General features: G+C 58.4%; 15 protein-coding genes. 4 read left to right on the forward strand and 11 right to left on the reverse strand.

Annotated elements, in window-relative coordinates:
- Positions 1-11: 11 nt before the first annotated feature.
- From ACXHRN_RS18190 to ACXHRN_RS18215, 6 genes are all read right to left on the reverse strand, one after another.
- The gene (locus tag ACXHRN_RS18190) at positions 12-503 is read right to left on the reverse strand and encodes a F0F1 ATP synthase subunit B (protein WP_488637715.1); all 492 of its coding nucleotides are present in this window, start codon (positions 501-503) and stop codon (positions 12-14) included.
- Between the two features lie 14 nt (positions 504-517).
- The gene (locus ACXHRN_RS18195; RefSeq protein ID WP_488637716.1) at positions 518-1,111 is read right to left on the reverse strand and encodes a F0F1 ATP synthase subunit B; all 594 of its coding nucleotides are present in this window, start codon (positions 1,109-1,111) and stop codon (positions 518-520) included.
- A 78-nt stretch (positions 1,112-1,189) separates the two neighbouring features.
- Positions 1,190-1,414, reverse strand: coding sequence for a F0F1 ATP synthase subunit C (locus ACXHRN_RS18200; RefSeq protein ID WP_487384469.1), 225 nt, complete (start codon positions 1,412-1,414; stop codon positions 1,190-1,192).
- A 73-nt stretch (positions 1,415-1,487) separates the two neighbouring features.
- Positions 1,488-2,249 carry a F0F1 ATP synthase subunit A gene (locus ACXHRN_RS18205; protein ID WP_488637717.1) on the reverse strand — a complete coding sequence of 254 codons (762 nt, stop codon included), beginning with the start codon at positions 2,247-2,249 and terminating at the stop codon, positions 1,488-1,490.
- Between the two features lie 42 nt (positions 2,250-2,291).
- Entirely contained in the window at positions 2,292-2,648 is a 357-nt protein-coding gene (locus ACXHRN_RS18210) for an AtpZ/AtpI family protein (RefSeq protein WP_488637718.1), read from the reverse strand.
- A 270-nt stretch (positions 2,649-2,918) separates the two neighbouring features.
- Positions 2,919-4,148, reverse strand: coding sequence for a cell wall hydrolase (locus tag ACXHRN_RS18215; protein WP_488637719.1), 1,230 nt, complete (start codon positions 4,146-4,148; stop codon positions 2,919-2,921).
- A 317-nt stretch (positions 4,149-4,465) separates the two neighbouring features.
- Between ACXHRN_RS18215 and ACXHRN_RS18220 the strand changes: the two genes are divergently transcribed.
- Positions 4,466-4,654, forward strand: a complete 189-nt coding sequence (locus ACXHRN_RS18220) for a hypothetical protein (protein ID WP_488637720.1) — start codon at positions 4,466-4,468, stop codon at positions 4,652-4,654.
- A 589-nt stretch (positions 4,655-5,243) separates the two neighbouring features.
- Here the strand turns inward: ACXHRN_RS18220 and ACXHRN_RS18225 are convergent.
- The 5 genes from ACXHRN_RS18225 to ACXHRN_RS18245 all read right to left on the reverse strand — a co-directional run bounded on the left by ACXHRN_RS18225 (position 5,244) and on the right by ACXHRN_RS18245 (position 11,694).
- Positions 5,244-7,151 carry a potassium transporter Kup gene (locus tag ACXHRN_RS18225; RefSeq protein WP_488637721.1) on the reverse strand — a complete coding sequence of 636 codons (1,908 nt, stop codon included), beginning with the start codon at positions 7,149-7,151 and terminating at the stop codon, positions 5,244-5,246.
- Between the two features lie 15 nt (positions 7,152-7,166).
- Positions 7,167-8,147 (reverse strand): magnesium transporter CorA family protein, encoded by a 981-nt coding sequence (locus ACXHRN_RS18230; RefSeq protein WP_488637722.1) that lies wholly within the window; start codon positions 8,145-8,147, stop codon positions 7,167-7,169.
- A gap of 211 nt (positions 8,148-8,358) precedes the next feature.
- Complete coding sequence (apbC, locus tag ACXHRN_RS18235) at positions 8,359-9,528, reverse strand: iron-sulfur cluster carrier protein ApbC (protein ID WP_488637723.1); 1,170 nt, start codon at positions 9,526-9,528, stop codon at positions 8,359-8,361.
- Positions 9,529-9,952: 424 nt separating this feature from the next.
- Positions 9,953-10,294 (reverse strand): hypothetical protein, encoded by a 342-nt coding sequence (locus ACXHRN_RS18240; RefSeq protein WP_488637724.1) that lies wholly within the window; start codon positions 10,292-10,294, stop codon positions 9,953-9,955.
- A gap of 629 nt (positions 10,295-10,923) precedes the next feature.
- Positions 10,924-11,694 (reverse strand): LuxR family transcriptional regulator, encoded by a 771-nt coding sequence (locus ACXHRN_RS18245; RefSeq protein ID WP_488637725.1) that lies wholly within the window; start codon positions 11,692-11,694, stop codon positions 10,924-10,926.
- A 479-nt stretch (positions 11,695-12,173) separates the two neighbouring features.
- On the opposite strand from ACXHRN_RS18245, the gene ACXHRN_RS18250 reads away from it, so the two are divergent.
- From ACXHRN_RS18250 to ACXHRN_RS18260, 3 genes are read left to right on the forward strand one after another with little or no spacing between them, the layout of a single operon-like run.
- Positions 12,174-12,944, forward strand: a complete 771-nt coding sequence (locus ACXHRN_RS18250; protein WP_488637726.1) for an SDR family NAD(P)-dependent oxidoreductase — start codon at positions 12,174-12,176, stop codon at positions 12,942-12,944.
- A complete protein-coding gene (locus ACXHRN_RS18255) occupies positions 12,944-13,864 on the forward strand; it encodes a 2-dehydro-3-deoxygalactonokinase (protein WP_488637727.1) in 921 nt (306 codons plus the stop codon). Before ACXHRN_RS18250 ends, ACXHRN_RS18255 begins: the two co-directional genes overlap by 1 nt.
- 14 nt (positions 13,865-13,878) lie before the next feature.
- Entirely contained in the window at positions 13,879-14,511 is a 633-nt protein-coding gene (locus ACXHRN_RS18260; protein ID WP_488637728.1) for a 2-dehydro-3-deoxy-6-phosphogalactonate aldolase, read from the forward strand.

Raw genomic sequence — 14,511 nt, forward strand, 5'->3', positions numbered from 1 at the left:
CCAGATCGAGATCAGTTCAGGCGGGTCTTCACCTGGCTGACGGCGTCGTTGAACAGGCCACCGGAGATCTTGCTGTCGACATTGCTCGAGATCAGTTTCTCGGCGGCAGCGACTGCCAGATCGACAGCTGCGGCGCGCACGGCGTTCACAGCTTCGGTCTCGGCGTGCTTAATCTTCTGCTCGGAAAGCGCCGTGCGACGGGCTACATATTCCGCTGTTTTCTGCTTGGCATCCGCTGCGATCAGGTCGGCCTCGCGCTTGGCGGCGGCAACGATCTCGGCAGCTTCCGCTTCCGCATCCTTGCGCTTCTTCTGGTATTCAGCCAGAAGCGCCTGGGCTTCGTCACGAAGCTGCTTGGCAGAATTGAGTTCGCCTGCGATCTTGCCGGCGCGCTCGTCGAGGCTCTTGGTGATCAGGTTCGGAACCTTGAGGTAAAAGATTACCCCGAGGAAAATGACCAGTGCCACCTGTGCCCAAAGCTGGGCCCATGCTGTTGCATCCATGATGAACCCTCCGGTCAGCCCTTGACAGCCTTGACCGCAGACGCGGCATCGGCCTTGGTTACACTTACACCAGTCAACTGCTCGACGATTTCCGCGGCAGTGTCTTGGGCGACGGTTTCGACCTCGGAAAGCGCCCTGGTCTTGATCTCGGCGATGCTGGCTTCAGCACCGGCAATTTTCTTGGCCAGATCGGCTTCGAGCGCGGTGCGCTCCGCACTGGCCTTGGCCTTTTCAGCATCGCGTGCCTGAGCAGCGATCGCCTGTGCCTTGGCGCGGGCCTCGGCCAGTTCCTGCTGGTATTTCGCAACGGCAGCGTCGGCCTCGATCTTCATACGATTCGCTTCGGCGAGATCGGCAGAAATGCGTCCTTCGCGTACGGCGATGATGCCGCTGAGGCGCGGGGTCACGAACTTGGCAACGAGGTAATAGAAAACACCAAATGTAATCGCCAGCCAAAGCAGCTGCGATGGAAAATGGCTTGGGTCGAACGGCGGGAACGACTCCTTATGCGGCACACCGGTTTCGGTATGTGTCGCATCAGCAGCGTGCGTTGCCGCCTCGCCTTCTGCGGCCGTGGCTGACAGAGCATAGGCTGTCGTCACAAACATTCCTACCTCCAAGGCAAGGATACGGTATCAAAACGGGTCACGAGAGAATCCCTCGTGACCCAATGCTTGAAGAGCCGATCAGCCGAAGAGGGCGAGCAGAGCGACGAGCAGCGAGAAGATGCCCAGAGCTTCCGTAACGGCGAAGCCGAAGATCAGGCGGCCGAACTGGCCGTCAGCTGCCGACGGATTGCGCAGTGCGCCAGCCAGGTAGTTGCCGAAGATGGTGCCGAGACCAATACCTGCGCCACCCATGCCGAGGCAAGCGATACCTGCGCCGATGTACTTTGCTGCTTCCGCGTCCATTTTGAACTCCTTCAATTTTCAGTTGTTGCGGCTTATTCCAATGGCGGGCGCAAACCCGCCGGTTTTTCAATACTCAGTGCCCCGGATGCAGTGCATCGTTGAGATACAAGCAGGTGAGAACTGCGAAGACATAGGCCTGCAAAAAGGCCACCAGGAACTCGAGAGCGGTCAAAGCCACCGCCATGGCGAGAGGCAGGATTGCGCCGAGATAACCTACGACAGCGGGTACGTGTTCCAAGGTTCCCAGCGTGAAGACGAAGCCTGCAAAGACCTTCAGCGTGATGTGACCCGCGAGCATATTCGCGAAGAGACGAACCGAGAGGCTGATCGGACGGGAGAGGAACGAGATTATCTCGATCGCTGTGACCAGCGGGATCAGGATCATAGGAACGCCCGACGGCACGAAAATGCCGAAGAAATGAAAGCCGTGCTTGTAGACGCCATAGATCACGACCGTCAGAATCACCAGCATTGCCAGCGCGAAGGTGACAATGATCTGCGAAGCGACAGTAAAGAAGCCGGGAATCATGCCCAGAAGGTTGGACACAAGCACAAATATGAAGAGCGAGAAGACAAGCGGAAAGAACCGCATGCCACCACTGCCGGCACCATCCTTGAGCATCTTGGCGATAAATTCGTAGGAAAGCTCGGCGATCGACTGGGCGCGACCCGGGATCACAGCCTTGGCCGACGAGGCCCACATAAGAAAGGTCACGGAGACCAGAACGGTCAGAACCATGAACAATGCAGAATTGGTGAAATCATAGTTGCCCAGCTCAACAATCGGGTTGATATGGAACTGGTGGATCGGATCTACCTTGTCGGGGCTCGCCACGTCTGCTCTCTCTCACTTGTATCCCACGCGCTCGCTTTCGCGTCAGCGCTCGTTATTCCGTTTGCGACTTTCCCCCAGCCTGTCCACGGGATGTGGCGAATTCACCACACCAGCCGATCGCAACACGTTGAGGACGCCTGCACAAAATCCAAGGAGAAGAAAAACGATCAACCCCCACGGCTTGGTCGAAAGCACCAGATCCAGAAGATAGCCAATCATTGCACCCGCAATGACGGCACCGACGAATTCCGAGGAGAGTTTGAGCGCCTGCGAATAGCCCTTGCGAGCATCATCCGCGGTAGCGTCGTCCTTGCCTACCCCATCCGTCCGCGCCTTCCCTAACTGGTCACTCAGTCGGTTCCGGCGTTCTTCCAGACTGTCCTTGCGGTCGGTCTCCATCCTTGTCTCCTCACCTACCGGGGATTAACCCAGCATTTACAGCCACGCAAGGCCGACATGAGCCAATTCGGAAACTTGCAGACCCCCGCCTTCAAGCCGCGTGCAACATAGTTTCACACTTCGTGATAGTCAAGGCAAAGAGAGGATGTTAATTTTAGGATTTTAACCAATATAAAACAATGACTTAGAGACCACTTAAATCTTTTGTGGGATTTGTGGCTCAACAAATCTGGAAGACGGGCAGGAATCGCTCGCGTCTGGCTGCAAAGATCAGCTCCAGCCGCCGCCATAGGTGCGGTAGAAGATGTGCAGGCCGATCTTGCTGACCCGCTTCATGGTCGGGGCCCAGTTGGGACGCACATAGACGGCATGATAGTGGGTCGAATCCGCCACATCGTCGAGATAAATCTTGCCGGCGGTCACGGCGAGCGCGATTTCCTGGGCGGTCTTGTACTTGAAGCGCGACCAGACGATGTCCGGAATGCGATCGCAGGCAAAGGAGAACTGGCAGCGGTTGCGCCAGTCTTCGTTCTGGTAAACGACACCACAGATGCTCTTCGGATAGGTCGGATTGCGGACGCGGTTGAGCACGACCTGCGCGACGGCGGCTTGGCCCTTCAGAGGCTCATTGGCGGATTCGAAATAGATGGCGTTTGCCAGGCACTTCTGCTCCTTGGCGGTAAACACCGATGCGGGCAGGACATTGGCAGCCCAGGAATGGTCGTCCTTGCTGATCTGCGGGATAAAGCGATCCTCTGTCTTGTTGGCGAGAATCGAATCGAATGGAGAGATATTGGCGTAGTCCGGTTCGGGATTGGCATAGGCGGTTGCCAGACTGTCGGCCTTGTCCGAGGTCACCAGGCTCGCGAGCATCACCGGCACGCCGAAATCGCGGGTCTTCGCCTTGAGCTCATGGAAGGCCATGGCGATATCGAGTTCCTTGCCCTTGATCTCCGGCTTGACGAAAGCCGTCAGCTGGGTTTCGGAGCGCATGGGGTCGAGCAGGTTGGCCTGGCGGTCAAGAATGCTGCCGGCATTGAAGAACTTCGGCGGAACCGCGCGCTCAACCGATACGACGCGGCCCTTCTTGAGGTGACGGGTGACACGCGCTTCGTCCGGCGTATCGGGAACCGGCTTTGCTTCGAGGCTGACTGCGATGCGCTTGCCGTTCTCAAGAACGATGCCTCGACCGGCCGGATTGAACTGGCCCTTGAGCGGCTGGCCGTAGATCAGTTCCTCGGAATGGATCGATCCGGCCGCAGCGCTCACCATATATTGGCGCCAGCTCTGGGTGCCTGCCGTCTTGCTCGACAACATGGCCGAGACGTCGGCCTGGGCTGCGATGTTGGGGAAGATGAAGACGCCGGCCAGGGCGAAGACGGTGGGCGTGGCCCATTTGGAAACACTGAGGCGCGCGCGATGGGACGCCAATTTACGCTTCAACACGGGAACGCTACTCCACGATTTCAATGCAGGAACAGTTTCCCGAAAATGAACCATTAACCTTGATGAGTGGTTAACACGTGCATTTGTGGCGTTTGAAAGGCTAATTTAGTCGCGGGAAACAAACGGGCGGCGACGGCCCGTCGGGGACGCTGAACTGCCCAGCCGACTTCGAAATCGGGCAAGGGCCTTGATTCTGCTTGCTAAGAGGCCCGCCAAAACCCCTTGCTCCGCCTAAGGTCAGGGTCGCCACACGAAATTTTTCCATATGCGAACTTTATGCGTGAGCCCCAAATCTCAGATCGAAACCAGATGCCGGATCCGTCTAGTTTGCGCCGGTGCGGATCATGTTCGCATGCAATAGAAGGATCGAGATGATGTTTTCCCGTTACGGCGCCTATGACGTTGCCCACCAGATCACACAGAAAAAGGCATCGGTCCCGCGAGAGACTACGGCGGCAGCGCCGACGGCATCCGCCGAGATTGCCATGTTCGTGCGACTGGGTGCGGTGACCGCAGTATTTTCTGCTGCGCTTGCGTGCATTCTGTGGGCGGCGCACTGATCCGATGGGCAGGAGGATTGACGCGCCGGCATCCGCAGCAAGATGCCACTTCACGATAGGCAGGGACACCCAGGGACGCTGGACTGCATCTGACGACAGCGGACTCTTGTCCCAATGCTTCGCCGATCGCGCCTCAGCGATCCATTTCGCCATGGTCCAGTGCGACTATGCGCCGGCGGCTGTTCACTGTTTGCCGGAAGAAACAACGCTCACGGCGGATCCACTTTTCCATGTCAGGCGGAAAGCCGTACCGGCTCCCGCAGGCCGACGCCTGTGACACCCCATAAACCGGGACCGCCTTTGGGCCCAACCCGGTTGGAGATCCCGGCCGCTGCAAGCACCATGGCACGCGCCGGGATCTTTTCGCTCCCGCATACGAGGCACCGATGCGCACTCCACAGACAGGGCAAAAGCCCAATCATCAGCGGCAAAATTCAGCGAAGGCGGGGACAGAGCTCGCAAACGCGCTTTCCCGAAAAGTCCGGGAGATGATCTCGATCGCCATGATCATGTTCATCGCGCTTGCAATAATCGGCGGAATAGCCGTCCTCTTCGCGTGAGGATCGGGCGGCTGATCTCCGGACGATCACTAGACCGTCACATGGGCGCCGAGCTCGACCACCCGGTTTGCCGGCAGGCGGAAGTAATCCGACGGATCGGTCGCCGCGGTTGCCAGTGCGATGAAAAGCCTGTCCTGCCACGCCGGCATGCCGGAATTCGCATCCGGAATGAGCTTGCGCCGGCCGAGATAGAACGACGTCGACATGATGTCGAATTTCAGCCCGGCCTTCCTGAGATGGGCCAGCGCCTGGGAGACATTTTGTGTCTCCTGGAAGCCGAAATTCAACTCCAGCAACTGGAAATGCTCGGACAGCCGTTCGATCCTGCCACGCTCTTCGATCGGCACGCGCGGCCGGTTTTGCGTCTTGATCGTCAGGATGATGTTCTGGCTGTGGATGACGTGGTTGTGCTTGAGATTGTGCAGCAGCGCCGCCGGCGTCGAACTCGGATCAGAGGTCAGGAAGATCGCGGTGCCCGGCACCTCGATCGGTCCATGCTCGGATTTCTTTTCCAACGATTTTACGAAGCTTGCGAGCGGAATGTTCGTTCGCCGGGTCTTGTCGAACAGGATACGGGTGCCGCGCCGCCACGTCCACATGATGACGATGAAGCAGGAGGCGATCAGCACCGGCACGTAGCCGCCATGATGCAGCTTGGTGAGGTTCGAGCCGAGGAAGATCGATTCGACGAAGAACAGCGGTGCGATGACCAGCAAGGTCTGGAAGCGGTTCCACTTCCAGAATATCCGCACGAAGTTATAGAGCAGAATGGTGGAGACGACCATGTCGCCGGTGACCGCGATACCATAGGCGACCGCGAGCGACTCGGACGAACGGAACATCAGCACAAGCGCCATGACGCCGAACAGCAGGATAGTGTTGACCGCCGGCAGGTAGATCTGGCCGGTGTTGGATTCCGACGTGTGGTAGATTTCCATGCGCGGCAGGAAGCCGAGATGGATCGCCTGGCGAGCGAGCGAGAAGGCGCCGGTGATGACTGCCTGGCTGGCAATGATCGTGGCAATGGTGGCAAGGATGACAACCGGCAGACGCGTCCATTCGGGAAACATCAGGAAGAACGGATCCGAAAGGCCTTCAGGATGGCGAAGGACATAGGCGCCCTGCCCCAGGTAATTCAGGATCAGCGCCGGAAAGATCAGACCGAACCAGGCAAGCCGGATCGGTGCCTTGCCGAAATGGCCTAAGTCGGCATAGAGCGCTTCGGCACCCGTTACAGCCAGGAAAACCGAGCCCAACACGATGAAGCCGACAAGGCCGCTGTGAGCCAGGAACCAGACGCCGTAATAGGGGTTGAAAGCCGCAAGGATGCCGAGATCGTCGGAGATATGGTAGATGCCGACCGAGGCCATGGTCAGGAACCACAGGACCATGATTGGGCCGAAAAACACCGACACGGCACCTGTTCCGCGCGACTGGACAGCGAACAGCATCACCAGGATGACGACCGAGATTGGCACGACATATTGATGCAGGCCCGGTGCGACGATCTTCAGACCTTCGACGGCCGAAAGCACCGACAGCGCCGGCGTGATCATCGCATCGCCGAGGAACAGTGAGGCGCCGATAACGCCGATCAGGAAGAAGATCCCCGCACGCTTCTCAGAAACGTTCTTGATGACCAGCGACAGCAGCGCCAGCGTGCCGCCTTCGCCGTCATTGTCCGCCTTCAGCAGGAAGATCACGTATTTCAGCGTGACAATGATCGCCAGCGTCCAGAACAGCAGCGAGATCAGCCCGATGATTTCAAAGCGATCGACGCCGTCGTGGGAAACAGGGCGCAAAGATTCACGGAAGGCATAGAGTGGGCTTGTGCCGATATCGCCATAAACAACACCAACCGAACCAAGGGCGAGCGCCGCTAGCTTCTTCCCCGACATCGGACCGGAATGGCCGCTGGTGTGCATTTTTTCTGCCATACATACGTTCCGGCTTCAGAGCCAGCCTTTCCAGCGGAAGAAAAGGAACGGGATGACGGCGGACACGACCATCGCCGCGACCGATGCCGGATAACCCCATGCCCAATCAAGTTCGGGCATGAACTTGAAATTCATGCCATAGGCGGAAGCCACCAGTGTCGGCGGCAGGAAGACCACCGACGCAATCGAGAAAATCTTGATGATCGCATTCTGTTCCACATTGATCAGGCCCAGCGATGCGTCGAGCAGGAAGGTTATGTTACCCGAAATGAAGGCGGCGTGCTCTGAAAGCGACTGCACGTCCCTGGAGATCGAGCGGCACAGTTCCTTGGCTTCCTGATCGGCCTGGATCGTCGGCACATTGTAGAGGAAGGTCATCACCCGGGAGAGCGAGGCCAAACTGTCGCGTGCCTTGGAAATCAGCCGGTGGTGATGAGCAATTTCGATAAGCAATTTCTCGAGGAAGCGCGGCGGCCGACGTGTCTTGCCGTCCTCCTCGTTACCAAAGATCTTCAGCAGGAGGGAATCGCCCTTCACCTCAGCATTTTCGAGGACTTCCGCGGTGCGGTCGGTGATGGTTTCCATCAACCGGGCCAACGCCATATGTGCTGATGTCAGCCCTTCCGGCATCCGGCAGATCGAATTCGCAAACAGTGCAAAGGCTTTCGGATTGGCATAGCGGACGGTGACCAGGCATTTGTTCGCCAGCACGAAAGCGACGTCGCTGATGATCGGCGTCGGCGAATCGGCGTTGCAGAGCAGCGAGCCGGTGAGGTAGGTCGCCTTGCCATCGGAATAGAGGCGGCTCGAAGGTTCGATATCGCGGAGGTCTTCACGCGTGGGCACCTCGATCGAGGTCAGCCTCTCGGTGTATTGGTCTTCTTCCCGGGTGGGGCTCGCAAGATCGAGCCAAATGATATCGTCGGGCAGCGCGGCGAGTTGGTTTGCAACATCGAGCACAACAGCCTCACCGTGGGAACGGTAAGCAGTTATCATCAGGCCAACGCTCCGAAGAAATTCATCATGCGCCCCAAGCCAGTCAAACTCCGTCCTATCAAGGAATTCGCGAGCAATTGTTCCTAAACCGCAACCGGCGTGGGCGGTGATATTGCCCAAATCGCTTTAGGAATCAAGAAAAGAATATTGCAGCGCGAAATACCCGGAACCTTGACATGCAAGATTCCAGGACGCAGCCGATCAATGGTGCTCATTCAAAAATGATGGCCGGCGCCTCGCGAACCGCTTTGGAGCCAGCAAACAGCTGTTCGGAAATCTTTGTGGCAATTTCGCGATAGACCCGGGCATGTGGCCCATCGGCAGCGGAAATCATCACCGGCGTGCCCGAATCGGAGTTTTCGCGGATGGTCATGGCCAACGGCACTTCGCCCAGGAACGGCACGCCGATCTTCCCGGCCTCCTGCCGTGCGCCGCCGTGGCCAAAGATATCGTGCGATGTGCCGCAGTTCGGGCAAACGAAATGGCTCATGTTCTCGACGATCCCTAGCAGCGGGATCTCCACCTTCTTGAACATGGTGACTGCCTTGCGCGCATCGATCAGCGCCAGGTCCTGCGGCGTCGAAACGATAACCGCGCCGGAGAGCGGCACCTGCTGGGCCATAGTCAGCTGAGCGTCACCCGTGCCAGGCGGCATGTCGACGACCAGAACATCGAGATCGCCCCAGGCGACCTCGCGCAACATCTGCAGCAGCGCCGACTGAATCATCGGGCCACGCCAGATCATCGCCACCTCCTCATCGACGAGGAAGCCCATGGACATCGCCTTCAGGCCAAAATTTTCCATCGGCTTGATGAGCTTGCCGTCGATCTGTTCCGGCCGACCGGAAATGCCCAGTAGCCGTGGAACCGACGGGCCGTAGATATCGGCATCGAGAATCGCGGTCTTGAGACCTAGCGACTGCAGGCCGAGGGCGATGTTCACCGCAGTCGTCGACTTGCCGACGCCGCCCTTGCCGGAGGCGACGGCTATGATGTGCTTGACGCCCGGAATGCCGGGTTTGGGCGCAGGCGCGGCTGCTCCGCGCGGGGGATGCGGGTGCGGATGGGAATGGCCGTGCGATGGTGCAGCGGGCGACGGCCTGCTGACGGGTGCCTGGCCGGAGCCGGCTTTCTTGTCGGCAGTCAGCGCCGCGAGCGCGCCCTTCATGCCCGGAATGTCCTTGACGGCCCGCTCGGCAGCCTGCCGTAGCGGCTCGAGTTCCTTGGCGCGCTCGGCCGGCACGGTGATCGAAAAGTAGGCTTTGCCATCGGAAATAAACACATCGGATACCAAGCCGAGATCGACGATATTGCCCTCCATATCGGGGCCGCGCACGGTCCTGAGCTTTTCCAATACGTCCTTGCCGGTGATCTCTGCCATTTTCTCATCCCTTACTCTCCGCTCTAGATAGTGGATGAGTGCCGGGTCGCCAACCTGCTCCGGGTACAATTATTCGGCAATTTGCGACAAGGCGCGCCTGAAATGAGAAACGCCCTCCACGTCTCGCCGCAATCGGTTCAAGACGTGGAGGGCGGCTTTGCCTTCAACTGCACCCTTTGGCGGGTGCTATGTTTGCAGTCCCCTCTGGACCTGCCAATTAGGAAGCAGGAAGCGTGCCAAGTCAGAAATTTGTAATATTATCAATATTTTCCAGATACTTATGTGGATTCAGCACTTCCAGGCACTTCGGAGAGCCACACGCCCGATGAATAATTATCGTGCAGGGCACAATTTTTGAGCAGCAAACGCGCTCAAACCTTGCTGGCCGCCCGTAGGGGCGGCCTTCTTTCGAGAGGTCTCCAATTTAACGGCAAACGCGTACTCGCCTGATATAAACGTTGCCGTTGTGATCGTGGCGCCGAACTTTCCTCACGAAGCAATAGTCGTCATAATAGGCAGGGCCGCCGATAACGATGGTCGGTCCGCCCCAATAGCCCCAGCCGGGCCCCCAATAGCCGCCATACCAGCCATTGTGACGCCATCCATTGTGACGCCAAGCGTAGTGGCGGCCATGCCAACCGCTGTGGTAGCCATGATGCCAACCGTGATTGTGCCATTGGAATCCGCGGTTTCGGGCGTCGGCGTCAGCGGTGAACGATAAGGTGGCGACCGCTGCGGCGAGCGCCGCAACAATGATCTTCTTCATGAACCTTCTCCCTGTGGCTTGAGCGGGAGCCGCTCTATGGCGATATATTAGCGGTTTCTTTCTGAACGCATCGTGAACGTCTCAGGTTCCATTCGGTGCCATGGTGCGAATTTATCGGTCCCTCATGGGCGTCTTTGCAGCCAGTATCTGCCGCACGTCGCCAGCCCATGGGGGACGCGTGCGGTGTGCTTGTCCGTCTGCAAACAGGCGTGCGCGCAAGGACGAAGGTCGCGCTGGCTTGCTGAAAAACTGTGCAATGCCCAACGCTGGATAAGCTCGGTTTTGATAACCGGCCATCTCGGGCCAAAAAACAAAGTCAAAAAAGGAAACCCGCCCGGCAGGGCTGCGGGCGGGTTTTACCAGCAAGCGACTTCGTTTGGCTCGAAAGCTTTACCGAAGCGGGGTCCGCCATGCCAGACTCAATAGGTGTCCGTCAGACATTTCACCGAACATAATCAAACATCTACACCGGGTTGCGGCGAAGTGTATCCCCCATTTGGGGTATGTGGAAAAAAATTATCCGGTGTAGCGGCTTCATCGCAGACGCTGCCTTGGGTTGAACCCCGATGGGAACCCCTGGCCGCGCCGTGGTGGGGCGGCTCTTATTGTATACAGGATTTACAAGACAATCAGGTGATGATGCCCATTCGCAGAGCCTTTGCTACTGCCTGCGTCCGATTGACGGTATCGAGCTTCTTGGTTGCACGATTGAGGTAGTGGTTGACCGTATGTTCCGACAGGTTGAGGATGTTGGCGATTTCGGCGCTGGTCTTGCCGGCCGCAGTCCAGTTCAGGCAATCGATTTCACGCGCCGTCAGATCGGCGCCGACCTTGCTGTCGTGGCGCGCGACCTGGTAAAGCCGTTCGAAAGTGTGAGAGCAGATCATGTGCAATTGCAGCATCTCGGCGCTGGTGAACAGTTCCCGGTCGCCGGAAAAGGCGATGCCACCGCGTTCGCCAGTCGGATCGCAAGCCGGAAAGAACGCGCCACGCTGCATATTGTAGCGTTCGAAAAGGTCGATCGCCTTTTCCTTCGTGTTATCCTTTCGCGTCTTGCTGATCTCCTTGATGTCAAAGGCGATCGGCAGGCTCGAGGTACGGATATGGAGCATCGTCGGGCTATCCTCGAACAGGCCTTCCGCGTCATATTGGGTGAGAAGGTCCGTCGGCCAACTGGTAATGACAGAGACGGACTGCAGGGCGGTCGCTGTACCGTTTGGAACCTTCAGCACGATGAAGGCGCGAGCACGGTAAAGTTCGGTAACTCGCTTGAGAAAGCGAAGCACATCAAACTGGGAAGACGCAGCCCGTACGTCATTCAGCAATTGATCGTAGTCCACCACCCGCACGTCATCCAAGGGTATCGCACTTTCATTCGTCCGTGTTGCCGCCTGGTCCATGATCTCGGCCTTTCCGGTTGGAATGCGCCATCAACGCGATGGCCCGTGATGTTCAACTCCCGTTTGCAGGGAGAAGTTCCCGAACCTGCTGGAAAAAGCAACTTTTCGCTGGAAAAGATGGCAGACAATTCAATGATTCGCCAGAGAGCCTGTAGGAGAAGCAGGCACAAACTGCCTATTTTCTCACGTAATTTCAACGCATTAAAATTTATGCAATCGCGAATTTTCGCTTTAGCGCTCACATTTCGGGAACGTGTGATAGGCGTCAAAAATGCGAAGAGAACCATAGGTATGATATATTCATCTTATAAGTATGATTTTTATAATAGGGGGTTTTCTGGCCTTCGGTTCCGTCCTATACAAATCCACGAAATGACGGCGGAGCCGGTCGCGGCAGATCGGCGATTTCCAGTTGATCATACACTTGGTAGCGGCAGCCCGGATTCATTCCGGTCGGGTTGGCGGGGAGATAGTTCGGCATGGCGATGCCAACAGCAAAATATTCGGATCTCGACGATGTGGGCGTGCTGGTCACCGGGGGCGCATCGGGCATAGGTGCAGCGCTGGTCGAAGGATTTGCCGCACAAGGTGCGCGCGTTGCTATCCTCGACATCGACAAAGTGGCGGCCGAGAAGACAATCGAGCGCATTTCCGGGGGCGCGAAACATACGCCCATCCTCGAAACCGTCGATCTCAGAGATATCGAGGCGACCCGCAAGGCGGTCGACAACGCAGCCAGCAAACTCGGCGGCATCAAGGTCGTCGTCAACAATGCGGCCTGGGACGACCGGCACGATTTTGAGACCACCACGCCGGAATACTGGGATCTCAGCCTGTCGATCAATCTGAAGCCCACATTCTTCGTGACACAGGCCGCCCTCCCCTATCTCAAGGCATCGGGCGGTGGCTCCGTCATCAATTTCTCATCGATCGCCTTCATGATGAACCTGCCCGACATGCCGGCCTATTCCACGGCAAAGGCAGGCATAATCGGCCTCACTCGAGCGCTGGCCAGCAAGCTTGGGTCAGACAATATTCGCGTCAACACGCTGCTGCCGGGCATGGTGCTCACCGAGCGCCAGAAACAGCTTTGGGTCTCCGATGCGGATGCCGAGGCGCACAAGGCGCGGCAGGCACTGAAATTCTCGCTGACGGCGGAAGACATGGTGGGACCCTGCCTGTTTCTCGCGTCCAGCACATCGGGTGCCATCAGCGCCCAATCCCTGATCGTCGATGGAGGTTGTATCTGATGACGAAACCGCAATTTGCCGCAGTCGATTGGGGCACATCGAGCTTCCGCCTCTGGCTGATCGGCGAAGGGGATGTCATCCTCGGCGAAAGCCGCTCCGGCGAAGGCATGACCACGGCGCGCGAGACCGGATTTCCGGCGGTGCTGAACCACCATCTCGGCAAGGTCGATGCGCCAGCCGATATTCCGGTGATCATCTGCGGCATGGCAGGCGCCAAGCAGGGCTGGAAAGAGGCCGGCTATATCGACGTGCCGGCGAAACTCTCGACCATTCCCGACATGGCCGTCAAGGTCGAAGGCGAAGGCCGCGATATCCGCATCCTGCCGGGGCTCGCCCAGCGCGACCCGCATGCGGCCGACGTCATCCGAGGCGAGGAAACACAGTTGCTCGGCTGTTCGCAGAGCATGAAGAGCAGCGATTGCCTGGTGGCAATGCCCGGCACGCATTCGAAATGGGTGCGGATCGTCCGCGACGAGGCGCTCGGCTTTGCCACCTTCATGACCGGAGAGTTGTTCGACGCGATTTCCAAGCACACGATCCTCAATCATTCGCTGAAGGATTCACCGGGTTTCGACGCTGCCGATCCCGCCTTCGTCAATGCCGTTTATTCCGCCTATCGCGAGCCGCAGCTTGCCTCCAACCGTCTGTTTTCGGGCGTTCGCGCGCGCGGCCTGCTGTTTTCGCTCACCAATGTCGAAGCGGAAGCCACGCTATCCGGCGGGATGATCGGGCTTGAGCTTGCAGGCGCGCTGCATTCGGCCCCAAAGGACACGCCAGTGATCCTCGTCGTCTCGGGCAAGCTGCGCGGGCTCTACGAAGCCGCTCTTCATCGCGTCGGGCGCAAATTTTCCACCATCGATGCAGATGAAGCCGTCCGGCAGGGCCTGACCCAATCGGCGCGCACCATCTGGCAATTCTGACGAAAGCAAAAGACATGAACCGCATACCATTTCCGGAGATGAAGTATCCGCTCGTCGCCATCCTGCGCGGGCTGACACCGGAGGAGACTCCCGCAGCTGTCGGCGCGCTACTCGATGCCGGCTTCCGGGCGATCGAAATCCCGCTGAATTCTCCCAACGCTTTCACGTCGATCGAGATTGCTGCCAAGATGGCACCCGCTGACGCGCTGATCGGTGCCGGAACGGTGCTGACCGTCGCCGATGTCGAGCGACTGGATTCAACGGGCGGACGACTATTCGTCAGCCCGAATGTCGATGTTCCCGTGCTTTCTGCTGCCGTCGCCAAGAAGATGATAACGCTGCCGGGCGTGTTTACGCCCACCGAAGCGCTCGCCGCCGCCGCGACTGGCGCCACCGGCCTGAAGTTCTTCCCGGCTGGGGTGCTCGGGCCTTCGGGCATCACAGCCATTCGTGCCGTGTTGCCGGCTGATCTGCTGATCGCGGCCGTCGGCGGCGTTTCAGACCAGAATTTCGGCGAATATGCCAAGGCGGGCGTCAAGGCATTCGGCCTTGGCTCTAGCATCTACAAGCCGGGCATGAGCGCCGCCGATATCGCCGTGCGCGCCAAAGCCACCGTCGAAGCCTATGACAGCGTGTTCGGAGCCTGA

The sequence above is a fragment of the Shinella sp. OV683 genome (assembly GCF_057787725.1).